This is a genomic window from Moritella sp. 36 (assembly GCF_018219415.1).
Lineage (GTDB): Bacteria > Pseudomonadota > Gammaproteobacteria > Enterobacterales > Moritellaceae > Moritella.
This window is the reverse complement of the sequence record NZ_CP056120.1, coordinates 3,732,622-3,747,161: the sequence shown is the minus strand read 5'-3', so window position 1 is coordinate 3,747,161 and position 14,540 is coordinate 3,732,622. Positions and strand designations below refer to the sequence as shown.

11 protein-coding genes and 1 riboswitch are annotated in these 14,540 nt (G+C 39.8%); of the genes, 2 read left to right on the top strand and 9 right to left on the bottom strand.

All coding sequences use genetic code 11. The features are described from left to right. Positions 1–14: 14 nt before the first annotated feature. On the bottom strand, positions 15–1,340 hold the full coding sequence (locus HWV03_RS16545) for an NCS2 family permease (protein WP_211676890.1): 1,326 nt from the start codon (positions 1,338–1,340) through the stop codon (positions 15–17). Between the two features lie 89 nt (positions 1,341–1,429). Continuing rightward, positions 1,430–1,531, bottom strand: a riboswitch (purine riboswitch). 346 nt (positions 1,532–1,877) lie between these two features. Further along, entirely contained in the window at positions 1,878–2,228 is a 351-nt protein-coding gene (locus HWV03_RS16540) for a phasin family protein (RefSeq protein WP_045109495.1), read from the bottom strand. A 445-nt stretch (positions 2,229–2,673) separates the two neighbouring features. Between HWV03_RS16540 and HWV03_RS16535 the strand changes: the two genes are divergently transcribed. Continuing rightward, positions 2,674–3,006 (top strand): hypothetical protein, encoded by a 333-nt coding sequence (locus HWV03_RS16535; protein WP_211676889.1) that lies wholly within the window; start codon positions 2,674–2,676, stop codon positions 3,004–3,006. Between the two features lie 107 nt (positions 3,007–3,113). On the opposite strand, the gene HWV03_RS16530 is transcribed toward HWV03_RS16535, so the two are convergent. From HWV03_RS16530 to HWV03_RS16520, 3 genes are read right to left on the bottom strand one after another with little or no spacing between them, the layout of a single operon-like run. Further along, positions 3,114–6,215, bottom strand: a complete 3,102-nt coding sequence (locus HWV03_RS16530) for an efflux RND transporter permease subunit (protein ID WP_211676888.1) — start codon at positions 6,213–6,215, stop codon at positions 3,114–3,116. Beyond that, a complete protein-coding gene (locus tag HWV03_RS16525; RefSeq protein WP_211676887.1) occupies positions 6,215–7,546 on the bottom strand; it encodes an efflux RND transporter periplasmic adaptor subunit in 1,332 nt (443 codons plus the stop codon). Before HWV03_RS16525 ends, HWV03_RS16530 begins: the two co-directional genes overlap by 1 nt. Continuing rightward, positions 7,533–8,213: a TetR/AcrR family transcriptional regulator gene (locus tag HWV03_RS16520; RefSeq protein WP_211676886.1), complete on the bottom strand. Its 681-nt coding sequence runs from the start codon at positions 8,211–8,213 to the stop codon at positions 7,533–7,535. The genes HWV03_RS16525 and HWV03_RS16520 overlap by 14 nt, the downstream gene beginning before the upstream one ends. A 733-nt stretch (positions 8,214–8,946) precedes the next feature. Between HWV03_RS16520 and HWV03_RS16515 the strand changes: the two genes are divergently transcribed. Continuing rightward, positions 8,947–10,368 (top strand): hypothetical protein, encoded by a 1,422-nt coding sequence (locus tag HWV03_RS16515; protein WP_211676885.1) that lies wholly within the window; start codon positions 8,947–8,949, stop codon positions 10,366–10,368. Positions 10,369–10,449: 81 nt separating this feature from the next. Here the strand turns inward: HWV03_RS16515 and HWV03_RS16510 are convergent, their stop codons facing one another. The 4 genes from HWV03_RS16510 to HWV03_RS16495 all read right to left on the bottom strand — a co-directional run bounded on the left by HWV03_RS16510 (position 10,450) and on the right by HWV03_RS16495 (position 14,312). Then, complete coding sequence (locus HWV03_RS16510; RefSeq protein ID WP_211676884.1) at positions 10,450–11,814, bottom strand: TrkH family potassium uptake protein; 1,365 nt, start codon at positions 11,812–11,814, stop codon at positions 10,450–10,452. Between the two features lies 1 nt (position 11,815). Next, positions 11,816–12,469: a potassium channel family protein gene (locus HWV03_RS16505; RefSeq protein WP_211676883.1), complete on the bottom strand. Its 654-nt coding sequence runs from the start codon at positions 12,467–12,469 to the stop codon at positions 11,816–11,818. A 115-nt stretch (positions 12,470–12,584) separates the two neighbouring features. Further along, positions 12,585–13,283, bottom strand: a complete 699-nt coding sequence (locus HWV03_RS16500) for a response regulator transcription factor (RefSeq protein ID WP_211676882.1) — start codon at positions 13,281–13,283, stop codon at positions 12,585–12,587. Further along, positions 13,284–14,312 carry a sensor histidine kinase gene (locus HWV03_RS16495; RefSeq protein WP_211680277.1) on the bottom strand — a complete coding sequence of 343 codons (1,029 nt, stop codon included), beginning with the start codon at positions 14,310–14,312 and terminating at the stop codon, positions 13,284–13,286. Between the last annotated feature and the right edge of the window lie 228 nt (positions 14,313–14,540).

Genomic DNA, 14,540 nt, shown 5'->3' with positions numbered 1-14,540 from the left:
TGTCAGTCCCTAAATTATGAAATTGCTAAATAAACAATAAATAGTAGTGCGAGTGAGTAAATAATCGGGTGAACTTTTTTGCCGTCACCTTGTACTAACATAACGAAACAATAACTGATGAACCCCATTGCCATGCCGTTTGCAGGTGAGAAGGTTAACAAGCTAAATACCATAATAAAGAATACAGGAATTGCTGACTCTTTCTTATCCCAGTTAACGTTTGCCAAATTCTTAATCATATAAATACCGATAACAACCAGTGCTGGTGCCACAATCGCCGAGGTAAAGATTGAGAATACAGGAAATAAGAACATAGATATTAAGAACATCACGGCCACCGTGATCGCACTGATACCTGTTTTAGCCCCTAATGATGACGCGACTGCAGATTCTGAATAAGCGGTAATTGACGTCGTTCCTAATATCGTACCAATGATCGTACCGCCTGAATCAGCCACTAATGCCGATTTCGCGTTTGGTACTTTACCGTCTTTACCGATAATACCTGCATCACGGCCGACACCGACAATCGTACTTAAACCATCGAAAAAATCGACAATAAAGAAGATCACAACTAAGAAAATTAAATCAGTCAGTTTTGGCATTGTTAGTTGTGACAAATCAAAGATAGCACCGAATGTAGGCGCTAAACTTGGCGGTATAGAAAATACTTCAGTTGGTAAGGTAATTAAGTTACTGCCCAGGAAGTGGTCGCTTAATAAACTTAAAATTATAGATGAGATGAACGAAATAACAGTCGCGAGTTTCATATCGCGGACTAAACAGCCAATCGCAATAAAGATGCTGAACAGGGCGATAAATACTTTGGGATCGCTAGCATCACCCATACTGACTAAGGTAAACGGGTTACTTACAATGATACCGGCGTTACGTAAACCAAGAAAAGAAACAAATAAGCCCAGACCAACTGCAATACCGAGTTTTAAATCTTCAGGAATCGCATCAATCATCACCTTACGAGCTGGTGTTAAGCTTAAAATTAAATAGAGACAACCAGAAAGGAAAATAGCAAAGAGTGCTTCATGCCAAAGTAACGAGATACCGCCACCGAGTAAGATAGCTTTAAAGAAGCCGTTCATCGACATACCCGGCGCTAACATAATTGGGTATTTAGAAAACGCACCCATAATAAATGTTGCGATAGCTGCAGACAGTGCTGTCGCGGTAAATACCGAGCCTTTGTCTATCCCTTCGATGCTTCCTAAGATTGCCGGATTCACTGCTAAGATATAACTCATCGCTAGAAAGGTAATTAAACCCGCGTAGATTTCATTTTTTACAGTTGCGCCACGCGCAGACAGGAGGAAGTACTTGTCCATTAAACACCCATTACTATTTAGTTGGTTGATTTAAAATGACAATATTCCGAAGTATAAACTTGGGTAGGGAACCATACCAGAAAAAAGGTACAATTATCCTGCTTCATTGTAGGTCTGAAATTTACGGTTTCAGAGTAGAGACTTAAGGCCCATATTGCCAAAATTATACAACGTCACATTGCTTGCGGGGCATCATAAAGATGTTGACGCAGTTGTCAATTTTTTTGTGCGATGCGATGATTCAAAACAGGCCGGTATCTATGCTATAAACAGCCTGTATTGTTAGGGCGGACTGCTACTTATAGGGCTTTGAAGGGATTTAGGTATATAATGGGATAATATTAAATGTTTTTAATTTAACTGACCTTTTGGTCAATATTCGAACAAGACGATAATATGCTTTATATGTTCATATTTGACTAAATATTGGTGAACTTGTTGTTAATTTGAACTTTATTATGTCCTGAAACGAAAAATGGTGAGCCTAGGCTCACCATATCTATCAACTTAAAAGAACCACTTTAACTTTTAAAAGAATTACTTTTTAAGTTCAGCAATTGCTTTAGTTAATTCGTCAACTTTAGCATTTAGCGTGTCAACTTTAGTGCTATCAACACCAGAGATTTTAGTGAACACTTGGTTTACGCGAGTTTCTAAAACATCTGTAGAGATTTTTTTATCAGATAATTTTGCTTTTGCTGATTCTTCAATCTTAGCGCCTTTAGCAACAAGTTCTTCGAATAATGTTGAAGATTTGTCTGAAACTCTGTTCGCTTCATCAATGCTTTTACCGTATGCACCAAGACCTGCTAGCCAAATATTTTTAGCGATTTCGTCTTTGCTGCTCCAAAGTTTTTTAGCTGTATCAACTACGTTTAATTGTGTCATGGTACTTATCCTTTCTGGGTGCGTTTCGATTTGATGTGGCCAGAATATGGTTTTAAATTAGAAAATGCATACAAATTGTGGATTTACTTTTATGAAAATAAAGATTAATTTAGAATGGTTTTTCAGTCTAATTATGCTCCACTTATTTGGTCGTCACCTGATTTTTGTATTCGTAATTCAAACATGTATTTGTGTGATTATATGTAGGATGAGTGAAAGGGTGATGGGAACGATTTTTTATTCATATAATACTTATCGAGGCTCATAACTTTTGTTTATACATATTGTTCAATTATTAATTGAACAGCTATCTTATTATTAATGACTATTATGCTGTTTTTATGAACCGTTGCATTGTTACAACGAAAATTTAATTATATTCAATTCTGCTTTTTGAGGATGGTGACTATAATTCGGCGACTTAAATTTAATTGAGAGGCTAACAGTGGAATTTCAACAATTAATAAAAGATGGTCTGGCGCTTGTGTCACGGGTAAGACAAGAGATTAGTTTTATCCGTGGATGTAATTATACGCAAGCAAGTTTAGACATCTTACACACAGCTTCTTATAATTTGGCTTCTGCTGAAGATTTACTGAATTATGCCGATGAACTTGCCTTAAAACAGAGCGATGCCGCAGGCGAGAAAGTGTTGATTGCCAGTGATGCGATTAAAAAAGTACAGTCAATGTTATCCCGTAAATTTGATGCAGAACTAGACTGCGAAAGCCAACCTTGGTTTGATGATGTAAGCCGTCATATTGGTATATGCGCTTAACGAAAGATTGTCACATTCAAGTTAAAGTACGCGATCACCGTATCGATAAAAGCCAGTTACATTTTGTTTCTGGCTTTTTTGTGTGCGTCATTCTCCGTTAGTGGGCGCTAGTCACTTAATTTGTGACGCTCGGTTAAACCAAAGTCATCTAAGATGCCATAAAAAGCTGGTAGAATTAAGATCACTAACATGGTGGATGCTAGCAAACCAAAAATCAACGCCACAACCAGTGGAATAATCACCTGAGCTTGGATACTTTGTTCAAGTAATATTGGCATTAAGCCCGCTGCCGTTGTCGCTGTGGTAATTAAGATCGCACGAATACGGTGAGTTGTTGCATGTATTGCTGCTTGTCTAATGTTATTACTCTTGACTAAATCTTCTTTGATAAACTGTACTAACAAGATGGAGTTATTTACGACGATCCCGGCCAATGACGTAAAGCCCAGCATTGACGGCATAGTCAGATCATAATTCAGCATGTAATGACCCCAGAATACCCCAATGAGTGCCAGTGGGATCGCAAGCATAACAATGACAGGTTCAACATAACTGCGGAACTGGAAGCTTAAGATCGCAAAGACCACGAACAGACCGATTGAGAAACTTTTTACCATTGAAGTACCAGTTTCAGCGGTGGATTCAACTTCCCCGCCTAAACGCACTTCAATGCCAGGGTATTTCTGTGTCAGGCTAGGGACGAAATCTTTCTGCATCTGCGTCATGAGTTCTACGGTATTGGCTTTTTCTTTATCAATGTCACCTTTTAACGACATCGTCCGGATATTATTAATACGGTTCAACTGACTGACACCACGGCCCCATTCTACTTTCACAATACTGGCAAGGGGGATTTGGCTACCATCAGCAAGTGTAAAAGGGAAATCTTCATAGTAAGCCAGATCAGAGCGGTAACGCTCGGCCAGCCTCACGTCTAATTCGACATTTTCACTGCCGATTTGTAACTCATCGACGGTGACACCAAAAAATGCCGCGCGCAGTTGTATCGCAATATCCTGCCCTGTGACACCAAACGTTTCAGCGCCAGGCAGCAGTGACATTCTCAGCTCGGGTTTACCATCACGAAGATTGCTGATAATGTTACTCACACCATTAAATTGTGACAGGTATTGTGCCAATTCATTACCTGCATCTTTCAACGTTTGAATACTAGGATGACTGAGTTCAATATCAATCGCACGCCCCGCTGGTCCGATTGCTGGCTCGCGGACAATCAGGTTTGTCACACCGGGAATCACACCAATCTGTTGTTGCAGTGCAGCTAAATAATCGGCCATACGTGTCGAGCGTTTTTCTGATGTTAGCAGGTCAACAAAGATCGTGGCGACATGTTCACCTGTTTCGCCTGCGTCTGGATTCGCGCCACTTTGTACCGTGATATATTTCAGCAATGGTTCATTATCGGGTTGTTCCCCAAACTGGGCACTGGTGATCTTAATATCTTTGCTGATACGGGTCACCACTTTATCAGTTTTATGGAGAGGGGTGCCGGGCGGCATTAATACGGTGATCTGTACCCAATCACCTTCCACTTCGGGAAAGGCCGAGAAGCGCAACATTCCACTGGATGCCAGTGATATTGTACCGATGAATAAGACTATTATGCCTGCTGTGACCATATAACGACGGTCGACAATGGCACCAATTACTTTAGGTAAAATCGTAAACTGGAAGTATTCGAATTTTCTATTAAAGCGACCTTTAAAACTGCTTTCTGCTACCTTGTCATCGGCATCTTTAATAGATGCGTACAAGTGATGCGGCAAGATTAAAAACGCTTCAACCAAGGATACACTTAAGGTGATAACTAAAGTTATTGGGATAACTTTAAGTACTGCGCCCATGTCCCCTTCAAGAAATGCAAGCGAACCAAAGATCGCCACTGTGGTTAAGAACGATGAAAACACCCCATTTTTAACTCGGTTAACCCCTTTGACTATACCTGCAAGTTTGTCTTCGGTTTTACTGAGTTCATGAGCGATACTTTCGGATAATACAATGGCATCATCCATTAACAGGCCGATAGCCACTAGCAGCGCCACCATTGACATCAGGTTTAAGCTAATGCCCACCAATGACAGTACATACATACTGGCAAGGAAGGAGACTGGTAAGCCCATTGCAACCCAGATGGCGTAGCGCCAAGGGAAAAATAACCACATCACCAAGAATACTAAAATGAACCCCTGCCAACCGTTTGATAACAGAAGATCCAGGCGATCTTTCGCGATCGAGGCAATGTTTTTTGTGAGCGAAAATTCAATATTATCCGGTGTGTTCAGTTTTTCGCTTACAATAAATTGTTGTATTTCTTCAAGTACATCCAGTGAGTCATCGGCTTTCGATTTTTTGATATCGAGCATGGTACCTTCTTTACCATTGACCGATATTTTTGATTCGTCTAGTTCAAAGCGTCGGGTGATTGTAGCTATGTCTTTTAACTGAACTTTACTACCATCTTCATTACTTAAAACAATGATCTCACCCAGTTCGCGTGGGGTATAACGTTGTGCATCGAAACGTAATAAGATTGTGCTGCTAGGGGTATTTAGGTTACCACTGGGCATTTTCACATTTTGTTTGGCGATCTGGTTTGCCACGTCCTGTACTGATACGTTGAGTTGGCGCAGGGCGATTAAATCAAGTTCGACGCGCAGTTGTGGATCAGAGAAACCATTGATCTCAACTTGGGCAATACCTTTTAAGTGTTTTAGACGGCGCTTAACATCTTCTGCATACAGTTTGAGTGCTTGTTTATCCATGTCACTGTAAATAACCAGACTGACCACACTGTCATATGTCAGGAGTTCTTTTACAATGGTCGTTTCTACTTCATTAGGGAACTGGTCAATGGCATCGACTTCGGTTTTAATATCTGAAATAAAGGTTGTGCCATTACCGTCATGGGTCATTTCCGCAGTCGTTACCGCTAAACCTTCACTGGCACTACAGGTGAGTTTTTTGAGGTTGTTTATCCCATCAAGGGCATCTTCCATTGGCAAACAAATTGCCTGTTCTACATCTTCAGGGCTTGCGCCTGGGTAGGGTACAGTAATTTGTGCGATAGTTACTGAAAAGTCGGGAAAGGTTTCACGCTTCATATCTGAAATAGTGATAGCACCGAGCGCTAAAAACATCGCCATAATTAAGTTGGCAGCAGTTGGATGTCTGGTAAAGAATTGGATCATTATTCTTTATCCTCTGTCCACACTGTCGGCGCGAGTTTTAAGCCATTGGCAACAGGGATAATGTCAGATAACACCACCTGTTGACCGGCTTTAAGGCCATCTGCTTTAATGGCGGCGACTTGATCGCGAATAAACAGCACATCAACGGTTTGTAATTGGAGTCTGTTATTTTTATCCACCAGATATAAACGATTATTATGCAGGGCTGCTAATGGCACGGTTAATTGCGGTTGAACTTGGCCATTTACGGTCACTTCAACAAACATACCCGAGATGATCGGACTGTCATTGGGATCATTACGTTTAATGAATTCAAGAACATCAAAGTCAGCTTCAACGACTAAGCCTGCAGTGCCTAAGCGCGAATCAATTTCACCTAGAATTCGGGTTACCTTACCTCGCCAATGGGTTTCTGATGATGAATTACGTAATGTAATATGTGCCGTTAAATTCGCGGTAGCGATATCAGGGACAGCGTTAAGATTATCTAATACCCCCCGGTCTTGTTTTAAGCTGTGTATTAGGCGGCTGAGCTGGCTGGTGGGCATTTTCGCTTCGACTTCTAATTTCGACACGTCATGGGCCAAGATTAGACTGGTGCCAGCAGACACAAATTGTCGCAGTTCGGCGTTAACATCAATAATACGACCGTTAAATGGCATGGTAATGATGGTATTGTCTAAATCCAGTTGTGCTTGTGCGATTTGGATTTGCGCTTGAGCTACTTGTGCTTGTAGTGCTTTTTTACGGGCTGGAAGTTGACTTACTTGTGCTTTTAAATCATTTAATTGTAGTTGGGTATTGTATACGATACGTTCTTGCTGCTCTAAGCTTGACGCCGAGATAGTACCTTTTTTGTTTAGTTTGATATTACGTTGGTATTCTTTTTTTTCCAGCGCAAGGGTTTTGCTTTCGACTTGGTATGAACGCGTTAAGCGCAGTTCTTCAATATCGAGATTTTCAACTTCAGCGTTAATACTGTCTAAGTTCGCGTGTGCAGTTGTTAGATTTAACTTATACGAGGCCGGGTCTAGGCGCAGTAGTTCCACACCTTTATTGATGAACGTACCACGTTGTAATCGTTCGTTTTTGTAAATCAATTTGCCGTTGACTTCGGAGATACCTTGCCACTTGTTTTTCGCGATGACATGACCATAACCTTTTACTGTGGGAGCAATGCTCAGAACTTGGACCTGAGTAGTATAAACACTGCGTGCAGGTTCGAGCGTTTCTAATACAACGTTTTTTTCCATGATGAAGTTATTAATGGCCATGATACCTAGCCCTGCAGCAATGCCGAGTGGTAGCCACAGTAGCTTATACTTCTGCATTGTATTGATCCGTTGTAATTGAATTGATTAACATATTATAGTTCTGTTGGGCGAGATTGTGATAAAACTGCATGTCTAAATCAGTGGGGGTTAATTGTTGTAATAAAGGTTTAAATGCACAAGGGAAGACACATAAACTTAGAATTTGAATCGTTAATAACTCCGGATCTAGTTCCGATTTTATATCACCTTTAGTTTGCAGTTTAGTGAGCATCGTTTTGATTAATTTGAAGGATTGCTGTGGCCCTTCTTGAATAATATGCGCTTTAAGCTGCGGGTTGTCGTTACTGGTCATGTTACGTCTGATGATGTGGTGTAAGCTTTTATTTTCTTGAACCGTCGTATAATAAAGTATAAATATATCATGTAGATTATGTAATGTTGGCTTGGCGACATGCTGTTTGAAAATATCTAATATTGGCTGGCGATATTGCGACATAGCGGCATGAAACAACCCTTCCTTATTTTGGAAGTAATAGCGGATCATCGCTGGAGTCGTATTGGCTGCGATTGCAATTTTTCGGGTACTGATTTGGTTGTATTCATTATCGGCGAATAGCTCAAATGCCACCGTCATTAAATGTTGGCGGACATTGGTGTCGGAAGATTTTGTGGGTCTACCTATGTGACGAATCGGGGGCTTATTTTTACTATCGTTATTATCCATTTCTGCATCACCATTAATTAGTCAGATGGATAATTCTGAACTTGTTTGAATAAATTATCCAGATGATTAATTTCCCATTTTTACCGTTTTGGGTGAATTAGTTCGTTAGCTGGTGATTTTAAGTAAATGCCGAATACGTCGAGATACCAACTTTTCAATACCTGTGCTAATTAATTTTTTATCATCTTTGACGAAAAACATTGTCCTTTAGGGCGGTGATATAAGTCATCATTGCGCAGTAATAACCCCCCTGTGCTGTTAGTAACATTGACATATTTGCATATCGAACCTAGGTTTATAACTTAGCCTCTATCTATGTATGGATACTGTTATCTAAGGCGCTGAGAATTGAGACTTATTACGTATAAATACAGGTTCTACCCAAACAATGAGTAGGTGAAATATATGTACGTAATGTTCGTTAACTCACCTGAGGTAAGCTTTAACTTTATGATTTAAAATAACAAATCTTTATTTTAAGAACTGTGATTGTAAAGAAAGTTTAATTACAGTCAACTTCTGTAAAGTAAGGTAATTGTCATTTTACAAAGAGGATCTAGCGAGTTTTTTTTTATTTATTTTAATCTTTATTTTTTATTAGTTTATCTTCCATCAATCCTAAATTTTTGGATTATTAACTACCGAACCTAATATGAGCGCCTCTTGATATGTTTTTTTTTAAGACTAAGCTTTGAAAGTGAAATAACAACTCAAAAACAAATTAGGAAAACTAATGAATATAAGTAAGCATACTATAGTAGCTTCATTGCTATCTTCAATTCTTATGGGTTGTGGCGGAAGTGGCAGTGGCGGCGGAAGTCGCACTACAGACTCTGATCGTGTCCTTCAGTATAACTTTGATAATATAGCTTCAGAATTTTTAGGCGCAGATATAGATTATGAGTTGACAACGGGGCTACAATTTAACTCGGGGTGGAATGGAGAGACGGTGAAAGCGTATAACAAGCAAGGAGTTCAAGTTGAATCTTTTAGTATAACTCCAACCATACTAGCGAGTAATACATGTGCTCAAAAACCAGAACCGTTGAATTTAGGTAAACAAGGTGGTCCTCGCTTTAATATATCACCTATTGGTAGTGATGGTTCTCGCCACGTCGTTAACTTTGAGGGCTTACCAAAAAAGTATCAACCTAATTTTACAGATAAATGTGAGTACCAAAATTATAGTCTTCATGGACGGTATATTATCGGAAGTTCAAACGAAAAATTAACTGATCTAGGTGACAAAGAAGAGATAGTAAACCCTACTGATTTGGTGTCTTTAGATGATATGAGCAGATTACTATCTGTTTCTATACCTAATTTGGAAGAACCACTTTCAAAGTACGTGAGCAGAAAAGTAAATATGTCTGATCATGAATTTATTGTCAACAATGATAGTGGTGCTGTAAGAGTATTCGATACTGATCTTAACCAATATGTTAATCTTGACGGTACAAAAGGTAAAAAATGGCAATTTTATGGTAACAACTATCTAATTTCAACATTCATAGGTGGTAGTGTATATGTTTATGACATTAAAAATAAACAACTTATCGATGATGCATCCTTTGAAGTAGCCGTAAATTTTAAGGCTAGCATAAAAGATTTAGCGGATGATAAAATCGTAATTAGTTATGGTATCTTTCCTGATGAAAATAATGTTAAAGGATTACCTTTTAAATTTGTCTACGATAAAGCTAATACTGAGAATAAAGTATATGTACTTAAGCAGGGTGAATGGGTAATAGCTAGTGAAGAAGCTGATCGACTTCCATTATTAACTGTTTATTTTGCAAGTTTAAAAAGTGGTGATGTATCACAATTTGATTATGATTTAACTAATGATAACTTTTATGCAACATATAATCTGAGTGGTGGTGGATTTACAGTTAAGGTTAGTACACTAGAGAAGTTAATAAGTACAGGTAATATAGATGGTATAGCTGATATCAAGATTATTACTGGTTTTCCTGATGAGAAAACAGGTATACAGAAGATTAACGGTAGTGTGGTCGTGAAATCACGGAATGTCGACTATACCTTGAACAAAAGAACGGACACTTTTTACATGATTAAGGATAATGATAAATCTCGTCTTGGTGGTATTAGTACTGACAATATGAAGAGTATTGAAGCTTCATCTCACAATTAAAGATGAAAAGCAAGTAACTGTGTTTCCTACGGTTTAGGAAACACAGTTACTCTTGAAAAGAATATTCAGTCGTTTAAGCACCTAGCCAATCACAAGTTTCGTTTCTGCGTAGCGCAGTTTTTTTGCTCTTGGACTCGCGAGAAAGTAAGCGAGTGTTAATGGCCCCAAGCGTCCCATAAACATCATGAAAATGATAATGAGCTCACCTGATTCGGAAAGTTTGCCTGTTAAACCTCGGGATAAGCCGACGGTACCCAAAGCGGAGACAGCTTCAAAAACAATATCAATCATGGGGGCATCCTCACTGAGTAACAATGCAAAAATGGCTAACCAAGTGACCCCCACCGATATCATCGTCAGCGCCAGTGCTTTACTCACAGTGTCTTTAGCTATTTCACGTTTAAATACATAGATCGATTCATCACGACGTAAATAACTATATGTCGCCATAATCAGTAACATAAAAGTGACTACTTTTATTCCGCTGGCAGTACTTGACGACCCCCCACCAATGAACATTAATACTAGCATTATGGCTGTGGTTGCATCCTCAAGCTGGTCAATCGCTAAGGTATTAAAACCTGCTGTACGAGGACTCACAGCCTGAAACCAAGATGCTAACCACTTTCCCAGTTCGCTGAGTGGCGCTAAGGTATTTGGGTTATTGTATTCAATTAGATAGATGGTAATAACGGCGAACGCATTGATGAATATTGTACCTGTAATCATCATTCGGCTATAAACTGTCAAACGTGACCAGCGTCGGTTACGGCGTAGATCCGTCCAGACTGAAAACCCAAGACCGCCGATAATGAGTAGCCCTGTAATTGTCAGGTTAACAACAGGATCTGCGACATAAGGCATTAAACTATCAGCACTCAAGGCAAAACCAGCATTGTTAAATGCGCTGATAGTATAGAAAAATCCATGGAACAAACTGGTTGTCCAACCCAATTCGCCACTCCAGTATACCGAGAGAATCACCATACCAATCAGTTCTACGAATAATGAAAAAGCCAATACCGACTTGGCTGTGGATGCTAATGTTGAGGTGTCGGTTTGGTTAAAGGCTTCTCTTGCCACTGTGCATTGCAAAAAACCGATTTTTCCGCCCAGAGCAATCAGTGTGACAATCGCGAACGTCATTAATCCCAGACCACCACATTGGATCAATAGCGCAATAATGGTTTGACCAAATGGCGTGAATGCCGTTCCGGTATCAACCACAACCAACCCAGTGACCGTCACCGCTGATGTTACTGTAAAAAGACTTTGCAACCAAGAAATAGGTTCTAGTGTTGCGATCGGTAATTTCAGTAAACAGGTTCCAAGCAGAATTAAAAGTGCAAAACTGCCACTCAAGATGAGCGGTGGTGCGCCAAGTAACTTTTTACCCGCTTTGGGCTTACGCTCAACGGGTGACATTGAAGGGTGCCATAACACCACGTTACACCAACCTTGGAGCTATGCTCTTTAGTTCAGTTCGTGTACCACACAACAATAGCGTGTCATTCACATGCAATACAAAATCATCATGAATGTGAGTGAAAACTTCCTGTTCTCGATTAACTAAAACCGCACGTACATTACTTCGAATATTACCAATCACTTGCGAGATAGGCTTATCATGCAGTGCGGATTTTATGTGAATTTCGACTACATAAAATCCATGGCCGATGGATAGATAATTATTCACCATAGGGTAATTAAGGGCTTGAGCGACACGAACCCCCATTTCTTCTTCTGGGTGAATTATCCGTGATACCCCGAGTTTGGACACTATCGTATGGTGTGCTTTGGTACTTGCTTTAACCCAGATGCCTTTTACGCCAAGATTCTTTAATGCGAGTGTGCAAAGCAGGCTGGACTGCATGTCTTTCCCTATTGCAACCAGCACGGCTTCACTGTTTGCGAGGTCTAATTCACTTAGCACACTTTCGTCGGTCGCATCACAGATAACTGCCTGAGTCAGTTCTTCTACGTATTTTTCAACAATTTTCGGGTCTGTGTCGACCCCTGTTACCGTGTGGCCAAGATGAATTAATTCCAAGCTGGCAGAGATGCCAAATCGCCCCAAACCAATAACTGTAAAATGAGCCATAATGACTGCCTTTTCTATTTTCCAAAAGTGATAAAGAAGCCCCCGAAAGCGCTGCTCGGTATCGTTATGTTAAGTAAATAAAATAAAATAAAATGAAACGAAACGTGTTTAAGGATTAATGAAGCCTAGAATTATCTGATATTAATCGATAACCCAGTCCTGACTCTGTCTTTATGAGTTGTTGTAGATCGGCACTATCGCTGAGTTTTTTACGCAGCTGGCTCACTAAAATTCGCAGATAATGAGTATCAATGCGATGTGAGTGCCCCCAAATGTCCTCAAGTAACTCCGTTTGCTTCACTAGTTTCCCGGGCTGGTTCATTAGCTTTTCAACGAAAGCAAATTCCTTTTTTGTTAAGGCGACCTCTTTACTGTCCAGCCATACTTGATTAGTGCTTTTCTGTAATTGAAGTCGGTCACTGACGAGTATATCTGAGCAAGACGCTTCATCGACCAAATCACGAACAAGCACTTTAATGCGCACGATCAGTTCTTTAATGCCGAATGGTTTGCTCAAGTAATCATTAGCTCCTGCTTCTAATAGGCGTACTTTTTCTGCTTCCTGATCTCTTGCTGTTAGGATGAGCACAGGTGTTTTAACGGTTTGACGAATAGACTGCAAAAATTGAGTACCATCCCCATCAGGTAGTCCTAGATCAAGCACAATAATATGCGGTTGCTCCCGATGGAAAATATCCAGCGCTGATTTAATCGATGTTGCACCAATATAGTCGAAACCTTCCGCTGCTAATGAGATACGAATAAAAGTATGAATTTGTGGTTCATCATCGACCACCAATACTTTATAAGTCATTTATTGATCCTCTTTAGTGATGGGTAAACGTATACGAATGAGACAGCCATGAGTCACGGGTATCGCTTCAACATTACCGTTATGAGCGGTCAGAATACCCTTAGCGACGGCTAACCCTAGTCCGGTGCCACTATCATTATTTTTGTGCGTATTCTCGCTATAAAACAAGTCAAAAATATGTGCCGCTTGATCAATCGTAATACCGTCGCCTTCATCTTGAATATCTAAAATGACCTCATTACCTACTTGGTAGGCGTTGATATTGACCATGTTGTCTGAAGGGGTGTAACGGAGTGCATTATCTAATACATTAAAGATAGCCTGTTCAATCAAGGAACTACTTATCTGCAACGTGGATAATGGCGTTGCTGCGATGAGCTTGATACGTTGTCGTGATTCAGGAAAGCGATCGATAGTTTGGCTAACGACGTTTAAAATGGAATCGGCACTTTTATTGAATCTAAGTGCGCCGTGCTGCAATTTGGTTGCCTGCAGCAGATTTTCTATGTATTGATGCAGTCGATGGCTTTCTGCTGTTGCACTGTCTAACAACTCTATTTTTTCGCTCTCACTGAGTTTTTCCATATACTCTTTTAAGGTCGTTAGTGTACCTATGATAGTCGCTAATGGTGTGCGTAAATCATGTGAAACCGAGAGTAGGATGCTGTTTCTAAGCTGCGCTTGTTTTAACTCATTTTTCTGATGCTGGTAATGATCCGCCAATTGACTTGCTGTCAGTGCGACAATGACAAATACCAGCAGGTTCACTATATCGTCCATATTAAACATCTGTAATGAATAACGCGGAGTCGTGAATAAGAGATTGAAACTCACGGCTTCGAAGATAGCAGCAAAATAAGCAAACTTCGCGTTACATCGTAAGGCTACAATCACCACGGCTAACTGCAAAATAAGTAATACTGCAATCGTTGCACCGAACAGCAGATCAATGATAACGCTACTTAATAGCGCGCTAATTAATATAACGAACGTGAAAAACACGAGGTTAGAACGCCAATACTTGTACATCATACAAACAGGCCATAAAGAATGATTTGTAAATACTGTAGCAAATTAGTGCCAGTTGTTCGCGTAAAGAAAGCGTAAAATTAGTGATTCTTCATGATGTCAATCTGATAGTTAAACACGTGCAATCGTTGTTATTTAATAATTAATTATCGATAATCGATAATTAATTATTGAAATACACTTATTTCTGCCTTAGTATCCAGTTATCTACTTAACAGGAACACTCAT

Coding starts and splice junctions, on each gene's coding strand:
- HWV03_RS16545 (WP_211676890.1), bottom strand. CDS start 1,340: ATGGACAAGTACTTCCTCCTGTCTGCGCGTGGCGCAACTGTAAAAAAT.
- HWV03_RS16540 (WP_045109495.1), bottom strand. CDS start 2,228: ATGACACAATTAAACGTAGTTGATACAGCTAAAAAACTTTGGAGCAGC.
- HWV03_RS16530 (WP_211676888.1), bottom strand. CDS start 6,215: ATGATCCAATTCTTTACCAGACATCCAACTGCTGCCAACTTAATTATG.
- HWV03_RS16525 (WP_211676887.1), bottom strand. CDS start 7,546: ATGCAGAAGTATAAGCTACTGTGGCTACCACTCGGCATTGCTGCAGGG.
- HWV03_RS16520 (WP_211676886.1), bottom strand. CDS start 8,213: ATGGATAATAACGATAGTAAAAATAAGCCCCCGATTCGTCACATAGGT.
- HWV03_RS16515 (WP_211676885.1), top strand. CDS start 8,947: ATGAATATAAGTAAGCATACTATAGTAGCTTCATTGCTATCTTCAATT.
- HWV03_RS16505 (WP_211676883.1), bottom strand. CDS start 12,469: ATGGCTCATTTTACAGTTATTGGTTTGGGGCGATTTGGCATCTCTGCC.
- HWV03_RS16500 (WP_211676882.1), bottom strand. CDS start 13,283: ATGACTTATAAAGTATTGGTGGTCGATGATGAACCACAAATTCATACT.
- HWV03_RS16495 (WP_211680277.1), bottom strand. CDS start 14,312: ATGTACAAGTATTGGCGTTCTAACCTCGTGTTTTTCACGTTCGTTATA.